General features: G+C 62.1%; 16 protein-coding genes and 1 tRNA gene. 14 read left to right on the top strand and 3 right to left on the bottom strand.

The genetic code is table 11. The annotated features are described in order from the left end of the window. The first annotated feature begins 52 nt into the window (after nucleotides 1-52). The 7 genes from pth (at nucleotide 53) to CCE89_RS13195 (ending at nucleotide 5,550) form a co-directional block, all read left to right on the top strand. Complete coding sequence (gene pth / locus CCE89_RS13225; protein WP_086438516.1) at nucleotides 53-619, top strand: aminoacyl-tRNA hydrolase; 567 nt, start codon at nucleotides 53-55, stop codon at nucleotides 617-619. Then, complete coding sequence (locus CCE89_RS13220; RefSeq protein ID WP_086438515.1) at nucleotides 616-1,248, top strand: CPBP family intramembrane glutamic endopeptidase; 633 nt, start codon at nucleotides 616-618, stop codon at nucleotides 1,246-1,248. Before pth ends, CCE89_RS13220 begins: the two co-directional genes overlap by 4 nt. Nucleotides 1,249-1,258: 10 nt before the next feature. Next, nucleotides 1,259-2,260: an SDR family oxidoreductase gene (locus CCE89_RS13215; RefSeq protein ID WP_086438514.1), complete on the top strand. Its 1,002-nt coding sequence runs from the start codon at nucleotides 1,259-1,261 to the stop codon at nucleotides 2,258-2,260. 57 nt (nucleotides 2,261-2,317) lie between these two features. Further along, nucleotides 2,318-3,418 carry a redox-regulated ATPase YchF gene (gene ychF / locus CCE89_RS13210; RefSeq protein ID WP_086438513.1) on the top strand — a complete coding sequence of 367 codons (1,101 nt, stop codon included), beginning with the start codon at nucleotides 2,318-2,320 and terminating at the stop codon, nucleotides 3,416-3,418. 70 nt (nucleotides 3,419-3,488) lie between these two features. Further along, a complete protein-coding gene (locus tag CCE89_RS13205; RefSeq protein ID WP_086438512.1) occupies nucleotides 3,489-4,295 on the top strand; it encodes a DUF1206 domain-containing protein in 807 nt (268 codons plus the stop codon). A gap of 35 nt (nucleotides 4,296-4,330) precedes the next feature. After that, complete coding sequence (locus tag CCE89_RS13200; RefSeq protein ID WP_086438511.1) at nucleotides 4,331-5,068, top strand: glutaredoxin family protein; 738 nt, start codon at nucleotides 4,331-4,333, stop codon at nucleotides 5,066-5,068. Between the two features lie 17 nt (nucleotides 5,069-5,085). Next, a complete protein-coding gene (locus CCE89_RS13195; protein WP_086438817.1) occupies nucleotides 5,086-5,550 on the top strand; it encodes a MaoC family dehydratase in 465 nt (154 codons plus the stop codon). On the opposite strand, the gene CCE89_RS13190 is transcribed toward CCE89_RS13195, so the two are convergent. The 3 genes from CCE89_RS13190 to mutL are packed head-to-tail and all read right to left on the bottom strand — an operon-like array spanning nucleotide 5,551 to nucleotide 9,609. Continuing rightward, nucleotides 5,551-6,126: a hypothetical protein gene (locus CCE89_RS13190; protein WP_086438510.1), complete on the bottom strand. Its 576-nt coding sequence runs from the start codon at nucleotides 6,124-6,126 to the stop codon at nucleotides 5,551-5,553. It abuts the gene before it with no gap. A 13-nt stretch (nucleotides 6,127-6,139) separates the two neighbouring features. Then, a complete protein-coding gene (locus CCE89_RS13185) occupies nucleotides 6,140-7,750 on the bottom strand; it encodes a M20/M25/M40 family metallo-hydrolase (protein ID WP_086438509.1) in 1,611 nt (536 codons plus the stop codon). A 23-nt stretch (nucleotides 7,751-7,773) separates the two neighbouring features. Then, the gene (mutL, locus tag CCE89_RS13180; protein ID WP_086438508.1) at nucleotides 7,774-9,609 is read right to left on the bottom strand and encodes a DNA mismatch repair endonuclease MutL; all 1,836 of its coding nucleotides are present in this window, start codon (nucleotides 9,607-9,609) and stop codon (nucleotides 7,774-7,776) included. A gap of 197 nt (nucleotides 9,610-9,806) precedes the next feature. Between mutL and CCE89_RS13175 the strand changes: the two genes are divergently transcribed. From CCE89_RS13175 to CCE89_RS13145, 7 genes are all read left to right on the top strand, one after another. After that, nucleotides 9,807-10,850, top strand: a complete 1,044-nt coding sequence (locus tag CCE89_RS13175) for a rod shape-determining protein (protein ID WP_086438507.1) — start codon at nucleotides 9,807-9,809, stop codon at nucleotides 10,848-10,850. A 25-nt stretch (nucleotides 10,851-10,875) separates the two neighbouring features. Next, nucleotides 10,876-11,781, top strand: a complete 906-nt coding sequence (gene mreC, locus CCE89_RS13170) for a rod shape-determining protein MreC (protein ID WP_086438506.1) — start codon at nucleotides 10,876-10,878, stop codon at nucleotides 11,779-11,781. Then, a complete protein-coding gene (locus tag CCE89_RS13165; RefSeq protein WP_086438505.1) occupies nucleotides 11,781-12,332 on the top strand; it encodes a rod shape-determining protein MreD in 552 nt (183 codons plus the stop codon). Before mreC ends, CCE89_RS13165 begins: the two co-directional genes overlap by 1 nt. A gap of 2 nt (nucleotides 12,333-12,334) precedes the next feature. Continuing rightward, nucleotides 12,335-14,410: a penicillin-binding protein 2 gene (gene mrdA / locus CCE89_RS13160; protein ID WP_086438504.1), complete on the top strand. Its 2,076-nt coding sequence runs from the start codon at nucleotides 12,335-12,337 to the stop codon at nucleotides 14,408-14,410. A gap of 41 nt (nucleotides 14,411-14,451) precedes the next feature. Next, nucleotides 14,452-15,522, top strand: coding sequence for a rod shape-determining protein RodA (gene rodA / locus CCE89_RS13155; RefSeq protein WP_200810361.1), 1,071 nt, complete (start codon nucleotides 14,452-14,454; stop codon nucleotides 15,520-15,522). A gap of 245 nt (nucleotides 15,523-15,767) precedes the next feature. Continuing rightward, nucleotides 15,768-16,115, top strand: a complete 348-nt coding sequence (locus CCE89_RS13150) for a hypothetical protein (RefSeq protein WP_086438502.1) — start codon at nucleotides 15,768-15,770, stop codon at nucleotides 16,113-16,115. A 105-nt stretch (nucleotides 16,116-16,220) separates the two neighbouring features. Beyond that, nucleotides 16,221-16,296: transfer RNA gene (locus CCE89_RS13145), tRNA-Lys, on the top strand. Nucleotides 16,297-16,316 lie beyond the last annotated feature (20 nt).

The following is a 16,316-nucleotide window of genomic DNA, read 5'->3' as shown; positions in this document are numbered from 1 at the left end:
CGGAATCGTGCACGGCAATTGTATTTTCGTGGGGCCACGCTAGGGGCCTCCCATGCAGATTTGGGTAGGCCTCGGAAATCCCGGACCACGCTATGCGATGCACCGGCACAATGTCGGCTTCATGGCGTGCGACGTCATCGCCGACATGTACGACTTCGCACCGCCGCAGAAGAAGTTCCAGGGCTGGGCCCAGGAAGGCCGGATCGGCAGCGAGAAGATCCTGCTGTTGAAGCCCGCGACCTTCATGAACGAAAGCGGGCGGAGCGTGGGTGAAGCGCTGCGCTTCTACAAGCTCGGGACCGACGCGCTGACCGTTTTCCATGACGAGCTCGACCTCGCCCCGTTCAAGGTGAAGGTGAAGCAGGGCGGCGGAACCGCGGGGCACAACGGGTTGCGCTCCATCGACAAGCATCTCGGCCCGGACTTCCGGCGGGTTCGGATCGGTATCGGCCACCCCGGTCACAAGGACCGCGTTTCGGGCTATGTGCTGGGCAATTACGCCAAGGCCGAGCAGGACGATCTCGTCCAGATGCTCGGGGCAATCGGGGCCGAGGCGGAATGGCTCGCCAAGGGAGACGATCCCCGCTTCATGAGCGATGTCGCGCTCCGGATGCAATGAGCGACGGGTCCCGAACTTCAAACGTGCATCTGGCTGATATCCCGCTCGGCAAGCTCGTCACGCTTGTCGGTTTGCAAGCGGCCTTTTTTACCGGGCTGGGATTTGCGCTCTGGTGGTTTTCAGGCAGGGAGCCCGCGCAGTTTCTGAGCGCTGCCCCACATGAATGGTATCGCGGAATCGCACTTGGTGCCCTGCTGAGCGCGGGCGCAGCGTTCAGCTTCTATGCCTTCCCGAAAATCACCGACACGCTCGTCCGCTTTCAGGGCAAGACCTATGCCTTTCTCAAGAATCCGCTTCCACTATGGGCGATCGTGTGGATTTCCATCTGCGCCGGTGTGAGCGAAGAAGCACTGTTCCGCGCCGGGCTTCAGACACTGCTCGGCGATTATATCGGGACCGTCGCTGCCATACTCGTAAGCTCGGCAATCTTTGCCCTGGTTCACATGGCGAAACCGGTCGTCGCCGGTATCATTTTCACGATCGGCGTGTTGTTCGGCGTGGTTTACGTGGAAACGGGCAGCCTTTTGACCGTTATGCTGGCACACGCCATCTATGATATCTTTGCCCTTTGGTACCTGCAGAAACGCCTCCATGAACTGGATTTCTTTGCGGAAACCGACACGGCTTAGGAGAGCAACAATGCCATCGATCGACCGCCGCCAACTTCTTGCCGGGGCTGCCGCAACCGGCGCGCTCGCAGCGACCGCAAGCGTCGCACAGAGCGATATGGTCGCGCCTGCCGCGCCCGACCTCACTGGCAAGTCGATTCTCATTACCGGCTGCTCGTCGGGCTTCGGCAGGCTTGGTGCGGAATATTACGCGCGCCTCGGGGCCAAGGTCTTCGCCACCATGCGCAGCACGCCGCGTCCGGAAGCAGAAGAGCTGATAGCCCTCGCCGAACGGGATGGTCTCGACATTCATGTCCTGCGGCTCGACGTACTGCTCGATCACGAGATCGATGACGCGATGGCTGCCGTCGATCGCATCCTCGGCGGCGGGCAGGTCGATGTGCTGATCAACAATGCCGGAATCGGGATTACCTCGCCTGTCGAAGTGCAGGACATGGAGGCGACCCGCCTCATCTTCGAAACCAACGTCTTTGGCGCGCACCGCATGACGCGCGCTGTCCTGCCCGGAATGCGCGAACGCGGTTCGGGGCAGATCTTCCAGATATCATCGCAATTGGGACGCGTGATCGTGCCCTATTCCGGGCATTACTCCGCCACGAAATTCGCGCTTGAGGCGATGAGCGAGCAACTCGCCTACGAGCTCGTGCCGCACAATATCGATGTGACGATCATCGAACCGGGGGGCTACCCGACGGAGGTCTGGGTCAATCGCAACCATTATTCCGAACAGTTGAAGGAGCGCCTGACCGGCGTTCATGCCGCAGGCTATCCGCAGCAGGTCGCGCGCATGGGCAAGGAAGACGGGACCACTCGCACTGCAGATCCGATGGACGTGCCGCGCGCAATAGCTCGACTCATTGCGGCGCCTGCGGGGACGCGCCCGCTGCGCCTGCCTGTCCATCCGGGCAACAAGCCGCAGATCCCGATCAACGAGGTCACGGCGCGCGTGCAGACCGACTGGCTCGGCAATTCCGGCTACGGTCCGCTGATCATGGCGGTGCACAAGCTCTAGCTTTCGCCCGCCCTCCCCGCTAAGGGCCGCGCCAAGCCAATATTTCCGGAGTTCACGATGGGTTTCCGTTGCGGGATCGTCGGCTTGCCCAATGTCGGCAAGTCCACCCTCTTCAATGCATTGACCGAAACGCAGGCCGCGCAGGCTGCAAACTATCCCTTCTGCACGATCGAACCCAATGTCGGGCAGGTCGCGGTCCCTGACGATCGCCTCGACAAGATCGCGGCGATTGCAGGTTCGGCCAAGATCATTCCGACGCAGCTTGCCTTTGTCGATATCGCGGGCCTCGTGAAGGGTGCGAGCAAGGGCGAAGGCCTTGGCAACCAGTTCCTCGGCAATATCCGCGAGGTCGATGCGGTCGTCCACGTTCTACGTTGCTTCGAGGATGACGACATCCAGCACGTTTCGAACAAGGTCGACCCAATCGCGGACGCCGAAGTGGTCGAAACCGAGCTGATGCTGGCCGATCTCGAAAGCCTCGAAAAGCGCGTGCCCGCCGCGGCAAAGCGCGCGACCGGCGGGGACAAGGAAGCGAAAATCATGGCGAGCGTGCTCGGCCAGGCGCTCGACCTGCTGCGCGATGGCAAGCCCGCGCGCCTTACCGAGCCCAAGGATGACGAGGAGGCGCGCATCTTTGCGCAGGCCCAGCTGCTGACCGCCAAGCCGGTGCTCTATGTTTGCAATGTCGCGGAAGAAGACGCCGCCGAAGGCAACGCGCTGTCGGCGCAGGTCTTCGCCAAGGCCGAGGCAGAAGGCGCACAGGCGGTCGTAGTCTCTGCCGCGATCGAAGCCGAACTCGTGGCCATGCCGCAGGAAGATCGCGCCGAGTATCTCGCCGAACTCGGCCTCACCGAAAGCGGCCTCGCCCGAGTCATCCGCGCCGGTTACGAACTGCTCGGCCTGCAGACCTTCTTCACCGCCGGCCCCAAGGAATCGCGCGCCTGGACCTTCCCCAAAGGGTCGAAGGCTCCGCAGGCCGCGGGCGAAATCCATACCGATTTCGAAAAGGGCTTCATCCGCGCCGAGACGATCGCCTACGATGATTATGTTTCGCTCGGCGGCGAAAGCGGCGCGCGCGAAGCGGGCAAATTGCGTCAGGAGGGCAAGGAATATCTCGTCCAGGATGGCGACGTGATGCTGTTCAAGTTCAACGTCTAGGCGCAATTTAAGGGACCGTTTGCGCGTTTCGCCCGTTGCCACCCCAAACCACTCTTTGGGGAAGGCATCCATGGTCGATAAATCGGAAAAGTTTCGCTGGCTGGTACGCGTGGGCTATTTCAGCCGCGCCATGCTGTATTCGGTGCTCGGCATCATCGCGCTCACCAGCGTGGGTCAGATCAGTCAGGGCACTGACGGCATTTTCCGCGCGATCGAGAATTTTCCCCTCGGTGAAGTGATCCTCTGGATCATGGTCGTGGGGCTCATCGCCTATGGCCTGTTCCGCCTTTCCTCGTTCCTGTTCGATATCGAGAACCAGGGCAGCGACGCCGTCGGCTGGGGCAAACGCCTCGGCCATGCCGGTAGCGCCATCGGCCACTTCGCCCTCGCCTATTCGGCATGGAAGTTTGCCGGCAACAACAGCGAAGGCGCCGGATCGGGCGGCGGCGCGCAGGAGGCTGCAGCGGGCGTGCTTTCCGTCGAGTTCGGCGGATTTGTCCTGGGCGTCCTCGGCATCGCCTTCTTCCTCGCTGCGTTCAATCAGGCGAAGAAGGGCCTGACGGGCAGCTTCATGGCGCGCATTTCGGGCAGCGCCCCGTCTCAAACGCGTCTGCTGGGCGGAATCGGTTATTCTGCCCGCGCAGTGGTATTCGCCATCATTGGCTGGTCGCTCTTCAAGGCCGGTTTCATGTCCGGCGGAAGCGGGCAGATCAAGACGCTGGGCGACGCCGTGGCGTCACTGGCCGGACAAGGGTTCGTCTTCACGCTGGTGGCGGTCGGCTTGCTGATCTTCGGCCTCTTCAGCCTGATCCTCGCGCGCTATCGCATCATCCCCGACATGGGCAGCGAAGGCCGCGTGCCGGCATATCGCGCGTGACTTGAACATACCCCCCAGGGGTATATATTGAGGTGATGACCGAAACCGCAAAACTCTATCGAATGGTGATGGACAAGCATGTCTGTCCCTATGGAACGAAATCCAAATATCTCCTCGAAAAGGAGGGATACGAGGTAGAGGATCATCACCTCACCACGCGTGAGGAAACCGACGCCTTCAAGGCGAAGCACGATGTGCAAACTACGCCGCAGACGTTCATCGGTGGCGAGCGAATCGGCGGCTATGACGCGCTGAGAAAACATTTCGGCAAAGCGAAGGATGACGGTGGCAAAAGCTACCGTCCCGTCCTTGCGGTTTTCGCCACAGGTCTTCTCCTGGCGCTGTCGCTGAGCATGTTTGCGTTCGGATCGCCCTTCACCATTCGCGCCGCCGAATGGTTCGTCGCCTTCTCGATGGCCATGCTGGCAATGCTCAAGCTGCAGGATGTAGAGCAATTCTCGACCATGTTCGTCGGCTATGACCTGCTCGGCATGCGCTGGGTGCCCTACGCCTATCTCTATCCCTATCTCGAGCTCCTTGCCGCGGTTCTGATGGCAGGTCGCATCCTCCCAGTCGTATCGATCCCCGTGGCCTTCACGATCGGGACGATCGGCGCCGTCAGCGTATTTTATGCGGTCTATGTGCAGAAGCGCGACATCAAATGCGCCTGCGTCGGCGGCAGCGGCGACGTGCCGCTTGGCTTTATTTCGCTCAGCGAGAACCTCGCGATGATTGCGATGGCCGTCTGGATGCTTATACGCCCGACCTTGTGAACCGCAGGGAGGTTGCGTTGAATTACTACGAGGACATCGAGATCGGGCGTCGCCAGAGCTTTGGTCGTTACGAGGTCACGCGCGAAGAAGTGCTCGAATTTGCCAACAAGTATGATCCGCAGGCCTTCCATCTCGATGACGAAGCCGCAGCGAAAACCCATTTCGGGCGCATTTCGGCGAGTGGCTGGCACACCTGCGCGATGACCATGGCGATGATGGTCGAGAACATGAAGACTTCAAAGCAGGCGGGACTCGGTTCCCCCGGGATCGACAATCTTCGCTGGAAGAAGCCGGTCTATCCCGGTGACACCCTGCGCGTCGAAAGCGAAGTGATCGAGAAGCGCCGCAGCCAGTCACGCCGCGACATGGGCATATTCAAATCGAAAGCGCAGGTCTTCAACCAGAACGACGAGGTCGTGCTCGAGATGGTGTCCAACGGGCTTATTGCCGTGCGCAATCCCGAGGCTTCGATCGAGGATTGATCAGGCCCCGCATTGCCATTGCCCGGTGGCCGAATAGGCAAACCGGCCGCGCGGATCCCTGATTTCCAGCGTGCCGCGATAATAGGTCACCTCGGGTGACTGAACCTGTTCAGTGTCCGGCGCCTGTTCAGCGTCCGCTGCCTGTTCAGTGTCCGCCGCCTGTTCGGTGTCCGCCGCCTGGTCGGAATCCTGCGCCTTTGCGGTATCCATCGCCAACCAGATTTCGGCGCTATGGGTCAGGCCGTCATATTCGGTCCGGACGCCATAGGGCAGTTCTCTTGAACCCACATCAGGGGACATCCCGACCAGGCGGTTTTCGAGCAGGAAATGTGCGCGCGTTTGGTCCACGACGAACACCGGTTCCTCGCTGGCGTCCGGCGTGAAATTGCAGCCAGCTCCGAGAAGGTCATGCTCGGACAGCTTCCGAAACGTCAGAGGCTCCGGCTCGATGCGATCGACCGGACCCATCGCGTCCTCGTTGATCTTGTCCATATCGATCGGTTCTTCCGGAGCCTCGGATGCGCCGCAAGCGACCAGCACCGGGAGAAGGAACAGTGCAAAAACTATGCGACGCATCGATGGCTCCTCCTCAATCCTCGTCCGGATATTTGTAATCGAACGGATCGCTATCCTGCGGGGCCTGCGGGATCGGTTCGCGCGGCAGCGCATCCTCGTCATTCGCCGCCGCCAGCAGTACGCCCGCCATCACAGTCGAGGTCTGGCGCAGATCGTCGGGCCTCAAGTGATCGAAGGTGTCGGCATTGGTGTGATGTAGCCGTGCGAAGTAGTCGAGTGGATCCTGCACGAACTGGAAGGCGGGCAGTCCGACCGCCTGAAAATAGACGTGGTCGGTACCGCCGGTATTGCCGGCAACCACCTGCGATGCGCCGAGATCTGCGAAAGGTGAGAGCCAGCTGCGCATTAATTTCTCCGCCCCGACATTCCCCTCTGCATGGATGCCGCGGAACTTGCCCGAGCCATTGTCCATGTTGAAATAGGCTTTCATCTGTGAATAGCCCGGCTTGGGAGTCGCCGGATAGAGGTAGCGCCACTCGCGGCCCAGCTCTCGCGGGCTGAGGCCTTCTTCCCCTTCGCGTTCCATCATGTGGCGGCGAATATAGGCGAGCGAGCCGTGAAGCCCCTGCTCTTCCGCACCCCAAAGCGCGAAGCGGATCGTCCGCTTGGGCTTCGCACCGATTGCCTTGAGGATGCGCGCTGCCTCCAGCACGGTGACACTGCCTGCGCCATTATCGACCGCCCCGTCAGCGGCGAACCAGCTGTCGAAGTGCGCGCCCGCCATGACGTAACCCGCCTTGGGATCGCTGCCGGAAATCTCGCCGATGATGTTGTAGGCTTGCGTGTCGTCATCGACGAAGCGCGTCTCGGCCATCAGCGAAAGGCGCGGAGCAGGCCCCGTTTTGGCAAGACGCGTCAGGCGGCGGTAATCTTCAGCGGCAATTTCGAAGCCGGGAAGGCTCGGCGTCTTGCCGCTTTCGAACGTATAGCCTGTGCCGTGGAGCAGCTTGCCATCACGGTATGACTTCTTGACCCAGGCAACCGCTCCTTCGCTGCGCAGGAACTCGTCCAGCTCGAGCGCATAGTCCGACTGCTCGCGACGCCGTTCGAGACTGTCGGGGTCGAAGCTCGGCAGGTCGATTGCGTCGCGCTTGGCGATCTCGCCATTGTCCAACCGGCGGAACGGCGCGGTTCCCGGCTCATCCCCGGTACCCGGCTTGGTTATCAGGACGATCTTGCCTGCCAGCTTGCCGCGATAGGCTTCGAAATGCTCCTTCTTGGCGATTGGCGCGACGACGATCTCCGCCTCGATCGTGCCGTTGGTGCCCGGGGTCCAGGCGACGGGCAGAGCGGCGAGTTCGAGCGGGCGCGGCGCGATCATGCGCACGTCTGACGCGATGTAATCCCACCCGCGACCGAACTCGAAGCCTTCCTTGCGCACGTTCTGCAGGCCAAGTTCGCGCATCTTCTCGACCGCCCAGGCCTCTGCCCTCCGCATGTTGGTCGAGTTGGTAAGACGCGGTCCGATCTGATCGACCAACTCATGCGCGAGCTGCTGGACCTGCGACTGTCCCAGGCCCTCGTCGATGATCTGCGCCGTCTCGTCGGGGTTTTCGGCCAGGGCGGGCATTGGGATGGCCGCCAGCATGGCAGCACTGATCAAACCGGTTGCGATCCGTTTCATTCTCGTTTTCCTTGTTGTGGCGACTAGTGGCGACCGAAAAGCTTTTCGACGTCCTCCATCGAAAGTTTCACCCAGGTCGGACGACCGTGATTGCATTGTCCCGAGCGCGGCGTTGCTTCCATTTCGCGCAGCAAGGCGTTCATCTCTTCGACCCGCAAGACCCGCCCTGCCCTGACCGATCCGTGGCAAGCCATGGTAGCGAGCACATACTCCAGCTTTTCGCCCAACAGCAACGCCTCACCGTGATTGGCGATATCGTCGGCGATATCCTGCAGCAGCTTTTGCGGGTTCGCCTTGGCCAGCGCATGGGGGAGCGCGCGCACCAGCATGGCCGCAGGACCGAAACGTTCGATCACCAGACCGAGGCCAGCCATCTGCTCGATGGCCGCTTCGAGCCGATCGCAATCCGTTTCGTCCATCTCGACCACGTCGGGCACCAGCAACGCCTGCGAGCGGGCGACCGCTTCCGATGCACCGGCAGCGCGTAACCTTTCAAGCACAAGCCGCTCATGCGCGGCGTGCTGATCGACCAGCACCAGCCCGTCCTTGGCTTCGGCGACGATATAAGTGTTGGCGACCTGGCCGCGCGCGATGCCGAGCGGATAGTCGGCATCCTCGGGCAGCGGCGCTGCCTCTTCCGCGCGGCCCATCGGCGCGGCGGAATCGGCAGCAGGGGCTGCGGTCATCACGCCCGCCTCCATTCCGCGCCAGGCGGAACGCGCTTCGCTCACTGCCGCTCTCGGCCCGGTCCAGTCGCGCCCGGTGAAAATCGAATGCAGCGCCGGCGAGGGTTCGTCGCGCATCGGCTCCTGCTGCCACCGGCTCATCGCCCCCGCATCGGGCGATTGCGCGCTGCGGCGGTCGCCGGTCGAAAGCGCCTCACGCAGGCCAGAGACGATAAAACCGCGCACGCCACGTGCATCGCGAAACCGCACCTCGGTCTTGGCAGGATGGACATTCACATCGACATCCTCGGGCGCCAGATCGAGGAACAACGCAAGCACCGCGTGACGGTCGCGCGCGAGCATGTCCGAATAGGCCCCGCGCACCGCGCCGACCAGCAAGCGGTCTTTCACAGGGCGTCCGTTGACGAAGAGATACTGGTGGTCGGCCACGCCGCGATTGTAGGTCGGGAGGCCCGCGATGCCCGTCAGGCGCATCATGCCGCCCGGACCGGGGCGCTCCATGTCGATCGCGACCGAATTGTCCTTGAGTTCGCGTGCGACGATACCCGAGACGCGGTCGGCCAGAGCCTCGTCCGCCTGTGTACCGATAATCTTGCGGTCCCCGTGTTCGAGGGTGAAGGCGATCTCCGGACGCGCCATGGCGAGCCGCCGCACGACGTCGAGACAGGCAGCATATTCGCTGCGCGGCGTGCGCAGGAACTTGCGGCGCGCAGGAACTTTCGCAAACAGGTTCTCGACCCGCACACGCGTCCCAGGCGGCAAGGCCGCAGGGCCCTCTTCCACCACGACGCCATGGTCGACCACCCGCTTCCAGCCCGTGTCCGCACCTTGCGGACGGCTTTCGAGCGTGAAGCGCGCAACACTGGCGATGCTTGGCAGCGCTTCGCCCCTGAAGCCCAGAGTCGCGACCTGCTCGATCGCCTCATCCGGCAGTTTCGAGGTTGCATGGCGTTCGAGCGCGAGCGTCATTTCGTCCGGCGTCATGCCGCAGCCATTGTCGGTCACTTCGATCCGGCCGAGCCCGCCCTCGACCAGCTTGACCGCGATTCTCGTTGCCCCGGCATCAACCGCGTTTTCGACCAGTTCCTTGAGCGCGGCGGCCGGACGTTCGACCACTTCACCGGCGGCAATACGGTTGACCAGGCTCTCGGGAAGGCGGCGAATTTGCGGCATGTGGCGCAGGCTAGCGGTCAGACGGCATAGAATCGAGGCCAGCGGTGGAAAATCCCCCTCACCTTCAACAATTATTTTGGCCTTTTCCCGCGCCTTTGGTTAGAGAGCGTGCACACCCCGCAACCTCGGTCATCAGTCGGGCGCCCTAACGCCAATTTGATTCTGACCATCACCATTCGACGGACTTGCACCAAGAAATGAGCTTCTTTTCCAATCTCCTGAAATTCGGTTCGCAAAACATGGCCATCGACCTCGGTACGGCCAACACGCTGGTCTATGTGCAAGACCAGGGAATCATCCTCAACGAACCGTCCGTCGTGGCAATCGAGACCGTTGACGGCTTCAAGCGCGTCAAGGCGGTGGGTGACGATGCGAAGATGATGATGGGCAAGACCCCGGACAGCATCGAGGCGATCCGGCCGCTGCGCGATGGCGTCATCGCCGACATCGAAATCGCCGAACACATGATCAAGCACTTCATCCGCAAGGTGCATGGCAAGCGTTCGCTGTTCCGTTATCCCGAGATTGTTATCTGTGTGCCTTCGGGCGCGACCTCGGTCGAGAAGCGCGCCATTCGCGATGCTGCATCGAACGCGGGTGCTTCCGAAGTTTACCTGATCCTCGAACCCATGGCCGCAGCCATCGGTGCCGACATGCCTGTGACCGAGCCGGTTGGCTCGATGGTGGTCGACATCGGCGGCGGCACCACCGAAGTGGCGGTGCTTTCGCTACGCGGCCTCGCCTACACTACCTCGGTCCGCACCGGCGGTGACAAGATGGACGAGGCGATCGTCTCCTACGTCCGCCGACACCACAATCTGCTGATCGGTGAAGCCACTGCAGAGAGGATCAAGAAGGATTACGGGATCGCCCGGATGCCTGAAGACGGCGTGGGCGAAACGATCACGATCAAGGGTCGTGATCTCGTCAACGGAGTGCCCAAGGAAATTACGATCAACCAGGCGCATATCGCCGAAGCATTGAGCGAACCCATCGGCGCAATCGTCGAAGGCGTCCGCATCGCGCTGGAAAATACGGCGCCCGAACTCGCTGCGGACATCGTGGATCAAGGCATCGTTCTTACCGGCGGTGGCGCACTCATCGGTCGGCTCGACGAACAACTTCGCGAAGAGACCGGCCTTCCGGTCAGCATCGCCGAAGATCCGCTTTCCTGCGTTGCGATCGGCACCGGCCGCGCCATGGAAGACCCGATCTATCGCGGCGTGCTGATGACGGCTTGATCGGAACCTGAAGGAGTCCGGGAGCATGGCATCGTCCTCATCCCGGCGCACTGGCCATTCGCGCAGGGCGCAATATTCGATCTTCACCGGCTACGTGGTCGCGGCGCTGGGTGCCCTCGTCGGTGCCGTCCTGCTTGGGGTATCGCTGTGGCAGCCCTCGGCCTTCAACGGCCTGCGCGGCGGTGCCCGCGATGTTGTTGAGCCGGCGGGGCAGGTGACAGCTGTGGCACGCGATACGCGCGTTGGTGTGATCGACACTATCACAGGCTATTTCAAAGCGGGCAGACAGAATTCCGCGTTGAAGGAAGAGCTCGAACTTGCGCGTGTTCGTCTCGCCGAGGCTGATGCGATCGAGCAAGAGAATCTTCGATTGCGCGCGCTTCTGGGTCTGCAGGAAACCGAGGTCAAAGCCGTCGCTGTCTCACGCCTGGTCGGATCGACCGCGTCGAGCGCGCGTCGCTTCGCTTATGTCGGCGCGGGCCGCGACAAGGGCGTCGAGCCGGGCATGCCGGTGCGCTCGCCCAAGGGTGTCGTAGGCCGGGTGCTCGAAGTTTCTGCAAGCAACGCCCGTGTGCTGCTCCTCACCGATAGTGAAAGCGTGCTGCCGGTTCGGCGCGCCATCGACGACACTGTTGCCTTTGCCCAGGGGCGCGGCGATGGTTTGCTCAACATCCGGCTCGTCAACCTCGGCATTAATCCGATCGAGAAAGGCGACGTCTTCGTGACGAGCGGCACCGGTGGTTACTACCGCCCGGGTGTTGCGGTCGCCATTGCAACCGAGATTACCGATGACGGTGCCATTGCGCGCCTCGTCGCCGATCCCGCCGCGGCCGACTTCGTTTCGATCGAACCGATCTGGCAGGAAGAGGCCGTCGAAAGCGCCGCCACACCCGCTGAAGTCGAAGTCAGCGACGAGGAACCGGAAGGCTGATGGAGCGCATCAATCCTCGCGCGCGCGCCGATCAGTATGGGAAACGGCTGAACCGCGAACAGTCCGCACTGCTTGCCTATACCCTGCCCTATCTGTCGATAATGCTGGGCTCGTTGCTGCCGGCCCTACCGCTGGCGGTCGGAATGCCGATCATTCCTCCGGTCGGCTTTGTCATGCTGCTGGCGTGGAGAGCGATGCGTCCCGGTCTCATGCCCTTGTGGATCGGAGTGCCTCTCGGCGCTTTCGACGATCTTTTCAGCGGTCAGCCGTTTGGCAGCGCAATCCTGCTCTGGTCGCTCGCCATGATAGCGCTTGAACTGGTCGAAACGCGCTTCCCGTGGCGCGGATTCTGGCAGGACTGGTTCAGCGCAGGTATAGTCATCGTCCTGTATCTCCTGCTCGCGATTCCCGCCGCGGGGATTGTGCCAAACATCCACCTCCTCTTCGCTATTCTGCCGCAAATGTTGCTGTCCGTCCTCCTTTACCCCATCATCTCGCGCATGGTCGCTGCCCTCGATACCTTGCGCCTGACGCGTTTCTGGAGAATCTGACTATGCCGCGGAAGAAGAAGCGGCAAATCGTCAATGCCTCCATCCTGAAACACGAGTTCGAGCGGCGCAGCTTTCTGGTCAGCGCCGGCATGGGCGGTATCGGCGTGCTGCTCGCGGCACGGCTGGGCTATCTCGCCATCGCCGAGAACGAGAAGTATCGGACGGAAAGCGAGAGCAACCGGGTCAACCTTACACTGATCCCGCCGCGGCGCGGCTGGATCCTCGACCGCAATGGCGCTCCGCTCGCATCGAACAGGGCCGACTTCCGCGTCGACATCATTCCCGAGCGGCTCAAGAATCCCGAAAAGACCGTCGATGAGCTTGGCAAGGTGCTCGGCCTGGATGCGGGCCGTATTTCGGACATCAAGCAGGAACTGGCGAATGCCCGCGGCTTCAAGCCGATCGAGGTTGCCAGCGGCCTCAATTATCGGGAGTTTGCCGCGATCAGCGTTCGCTTGCCCGATATGCAGGGTGTCGTGCCGCAGCGCGGCTTCTCGCGCTTCTATCCGACCGGACCTGCCGTGGGTCATCTGATCGGCTATGTCGGACCAGCCTCGGCCGAGGAATACGAGGAGGATCGCAATCCGCTCCTCATCACGCCGGGCTACAAGATTGGCAAGGACGGACTGGAAAAGCAGTTCGAACAGACCTTGCGCGGTGTGCCGGGCGCGCGCCGCGTGGAAGTCACCGCCTCAGGCCGGATCGTGCGCGACCTCGAAACCCGGGAGGATGTTCAGGGCAACCCGATCCGGCTTACCATCGACGGCCCCCTGCAGGATTACGCGGCCCGCCGCATTGGCCTCGAGAGCGGCTCGGTCGTGGTGATGGATTGCAAGACCGGCGACCTGATGTGCATGGCCTCCATGCCGAGTTTCGACCCCAACAGCTTCTCGGATGGTATCGGCAGCGTCGAATATTCGATGCTACGCGAGGATGAGCGCGTACCCCTGCGCAACAAGGTGCTCAAAGGGCTTTATCCCCCCGGATCAACGGTCAAACCGATGGTCTCCATGGCTTTCCTCAAGGAAGGCCTCGACCCCGAAGAGACCGTCTTTTGCGGCGGCGGGCTGCGCGTGGGTAATCGCGTTTTCCGCTGCTGGAAGCGTGGCGGGCACGGCACGGTCAACATGGCCAAGGGCATCTACCAGAGCTGCGACGTCTATTATTACTACTTCGCCCAGCGCATCGGGATGGACCCCATCGCGGCAATGGCGCGACGTTGCGGCATGGGTCAGGAATTCCCGCTGCCCGTTACCAGCCAGTTCTACGGGACCGTGCCCGACCCGGAGTGGAAGCAGAAGAAATACGACCGTGAATGGCAGGCCTTCGACACGGTCAACGCGACCATCGGGCAAGGCTATATGCTGGCCAGCCCGCTGCAACTGGCCGTGATGGCCTCGCGCATCGCGACCGGCGCGCATGTCATGCCGCGGCTCACCATGAACACCAAGCCCAAGGGTTTTGACGAGATCGACTTTCCGCCCGAACATGTCGCCTATGTGCGGCAGGCCATGAGCGATGTCGTAAACGGCCCCGGTACCGCTGGCCGCGGCCGCCTGCCGCTGGAAGATGTCCTGATGGCAGGGAAGACGGGGACGGCGCAGGTCGTGGGCCTCAACCTCTCGGATGGTAAGAGCGGACCGTGGAAATACCGCGATCACGGGCTCTTCATCTTTTTCGCTCCCTTCGACAAGCCGCGCTACGCAGGAGCAGTCGTGATTGAGCACGGCGGCGGCTCGGGTGCGGCCTATCCGATCGCGCGCGACGTGATGACCTTCATGTTCGATCCCGCAAAAGGCATGGAGGCGCTCCACGCCTATGAAAAACAGTGGGGCGGCACCGCGCAGGAACGGTTGAACGCAAAATACGCCGCCTATGCCGCAGCCGCAGGAGAAACCGTGGTGGCGCAGCCCCGGCGTGACGAGGAAATCTTCGACATGGTCGAGGCCGAGGCGCGCATCGCCGCGACCCAATCGGAAAATATTGCCGAAGACGCGATTGCACCACGTCCCGATCCCGTGGCGCGCGGAGCGCCTCGTGGAAACTCCGCCACCCCTGCCGGAGCTTCGGCTGAGTGAACAGCATCGTTCCGGAGCCGGTAGCACGCCAGCCTTGGCAGATGCTGATCCCGTTGTTCCTGCTTGTCGGGTTCGGCGCGGCCGTCCTCTATTCCGCTGCCGGCGGTGCGATGCAGCCATTCGCAGCGTCGCATCTGCTGCGCTTCGCCATATTCCTCGTGATGGCATCGGTCATCGCAGTATTTCCGAAACCCCTGGTCAAGTTTATGACCTACCCGGCCTATGTCGGCGTTCTTTTGCTGCTTATGGCCGTGGAGGCGATGGGCGCAATGGGCGGCGGTAGCCAGCGCTGGCTGGAGGTCGGACCGATCCGGATCCAGCCTTCCGAGCTGATGAAACCAGTGGTGATCCTGACGCTCGCGCGCTTCTACGATACCCTTCCCGCAGGCATGATCAACAGCTGGCGCGCGTTGGTACCGGCCTCGGTCATTATCGGACTGCCGATGGCGCTTGTGCTGATGCAACCCGACCTGGGCACGGCGCTCGCGATCGGATTTGGCGGAGCAGTCATAATGCTTCTCGCCGGGCTCCCCATGCGCTGGTTCGCGATCGGAGCGGGCGTTGGAGCGGTCGCAGTCCCGCTCGCCTACTTCTTCGCGCTCAAGGAATATCAGCAGCGCCGCGTAACCACTTTTCTCGACCCCGAAAGCGACCCTCTGGGCGCGGGCTATCACATCACCCAGTCGAAAATTGCGATCGGTTCCGGCGGGATCGGTGGCAAGGGGTTCAACGAGGGTTCCCAGAGCCATCTCAATTACCTGCCCGAACCGCACACTGATTTCGTCTTCGCGACTATGGCCGAGGAATGGGGCCTGATCGGCGGATTGTTCGTTCTGGGCGCCTTCGCGCTTATCCTGCGCTGGGGGATGAAGGTCGCCGCCGATGCGCCCGACCGCTTCTCGCACCTGCTGGCCTATGGGATGGTCGCGACAATCTTCTTCTACGTCTCGATCAACCTGATGATGGTTATGGGCCTTGCGCCCGTCGTCGGCATCCCCCTGCCATTCATGAGCCACGGCGGCTCCTCGATGCTCACCAACATGATCTGCGTGGGCATCTTGATGATGGTCAATCGCTGGAACCGTGAAGCCCCACGTCGACTGCTGGGCTGACTAGCTAATCTGCCCGGTCCCGCCCGCAACACCCTCTTAACTTTCGCCGCCTAAGCTTGCCCAAGGTGCCCAACGAAGCTGCACAAGCAGCACCAAGGCACCCGGAACTCATTCATTCGGGTCGCTTGCCTGCGACCTTCCAAAGGTCGCTAGTCACCGAATGTATGGATCGATTGTCGGCTTGCCAGGAAACCCGTGGCGAGTTGTCGTGGGCCTCGCGGCCATGAGAATGACAAGGGTCTTGCATGCGCGCAGTCGCAATCGGAAAGGTGGCGTGGCCTCGCTTTGCCATGCCGTGGGACAGGAGTTCCTCGTCCCGGCCAGACGGCGAGGACACCGCAGACTCCTCCAGCAAACTGCTCAGACTGGTTGACCTGCTGCGAAAAAGGCAGGGTAGTGGCAAGGCGACCGCGCTGCGCCAGCTGCATGCGGTATCGGGGGTCGATCAACCGCGCGCGCTGCGTCTGCTGAGGCAATTGCAGAATGCCGGACTGGCACGGATAGAGCCCGATTTGCACGATCCGCTGGGCTCGCTCGTGGTGCTGACCCCGGAAGCATTCGGCGTGCTCGACGAAGTTCTTTTGCGGGACTGACTTTCTGGCCTTGGCTTTGCCGGGACAGTCGCTATATGCAGCGCCTCGCGTGATTCGGATGGCTTCTTGGAGCCGCCGCCACGCCCCCGATGCCCGGCATCGTGTGGACGCATAGCTCAGTTGGTAGAGCAGCTGACTCTTAATCAGCGGGTCCTAGGTTCGAGCCCTAGTGCGTCCACCATTTTCCTCCCAATGCCAACG

Origin of the sequence: Altererythrobacter xiamenensis, assembly GCF_900177715.1 — a bacterium.
GTDB lineage: Bacteria > Pseudomonadota > Alphaproteobacteria > Sphingomonadales > Sphingomonadaceae > Erythrobacter > Erythrobacter xiamenensis.
Note: the sequence above shows the minus strand (reverse complement) of the source record. Positions and strands in the feature narration are given on the sequence as shown.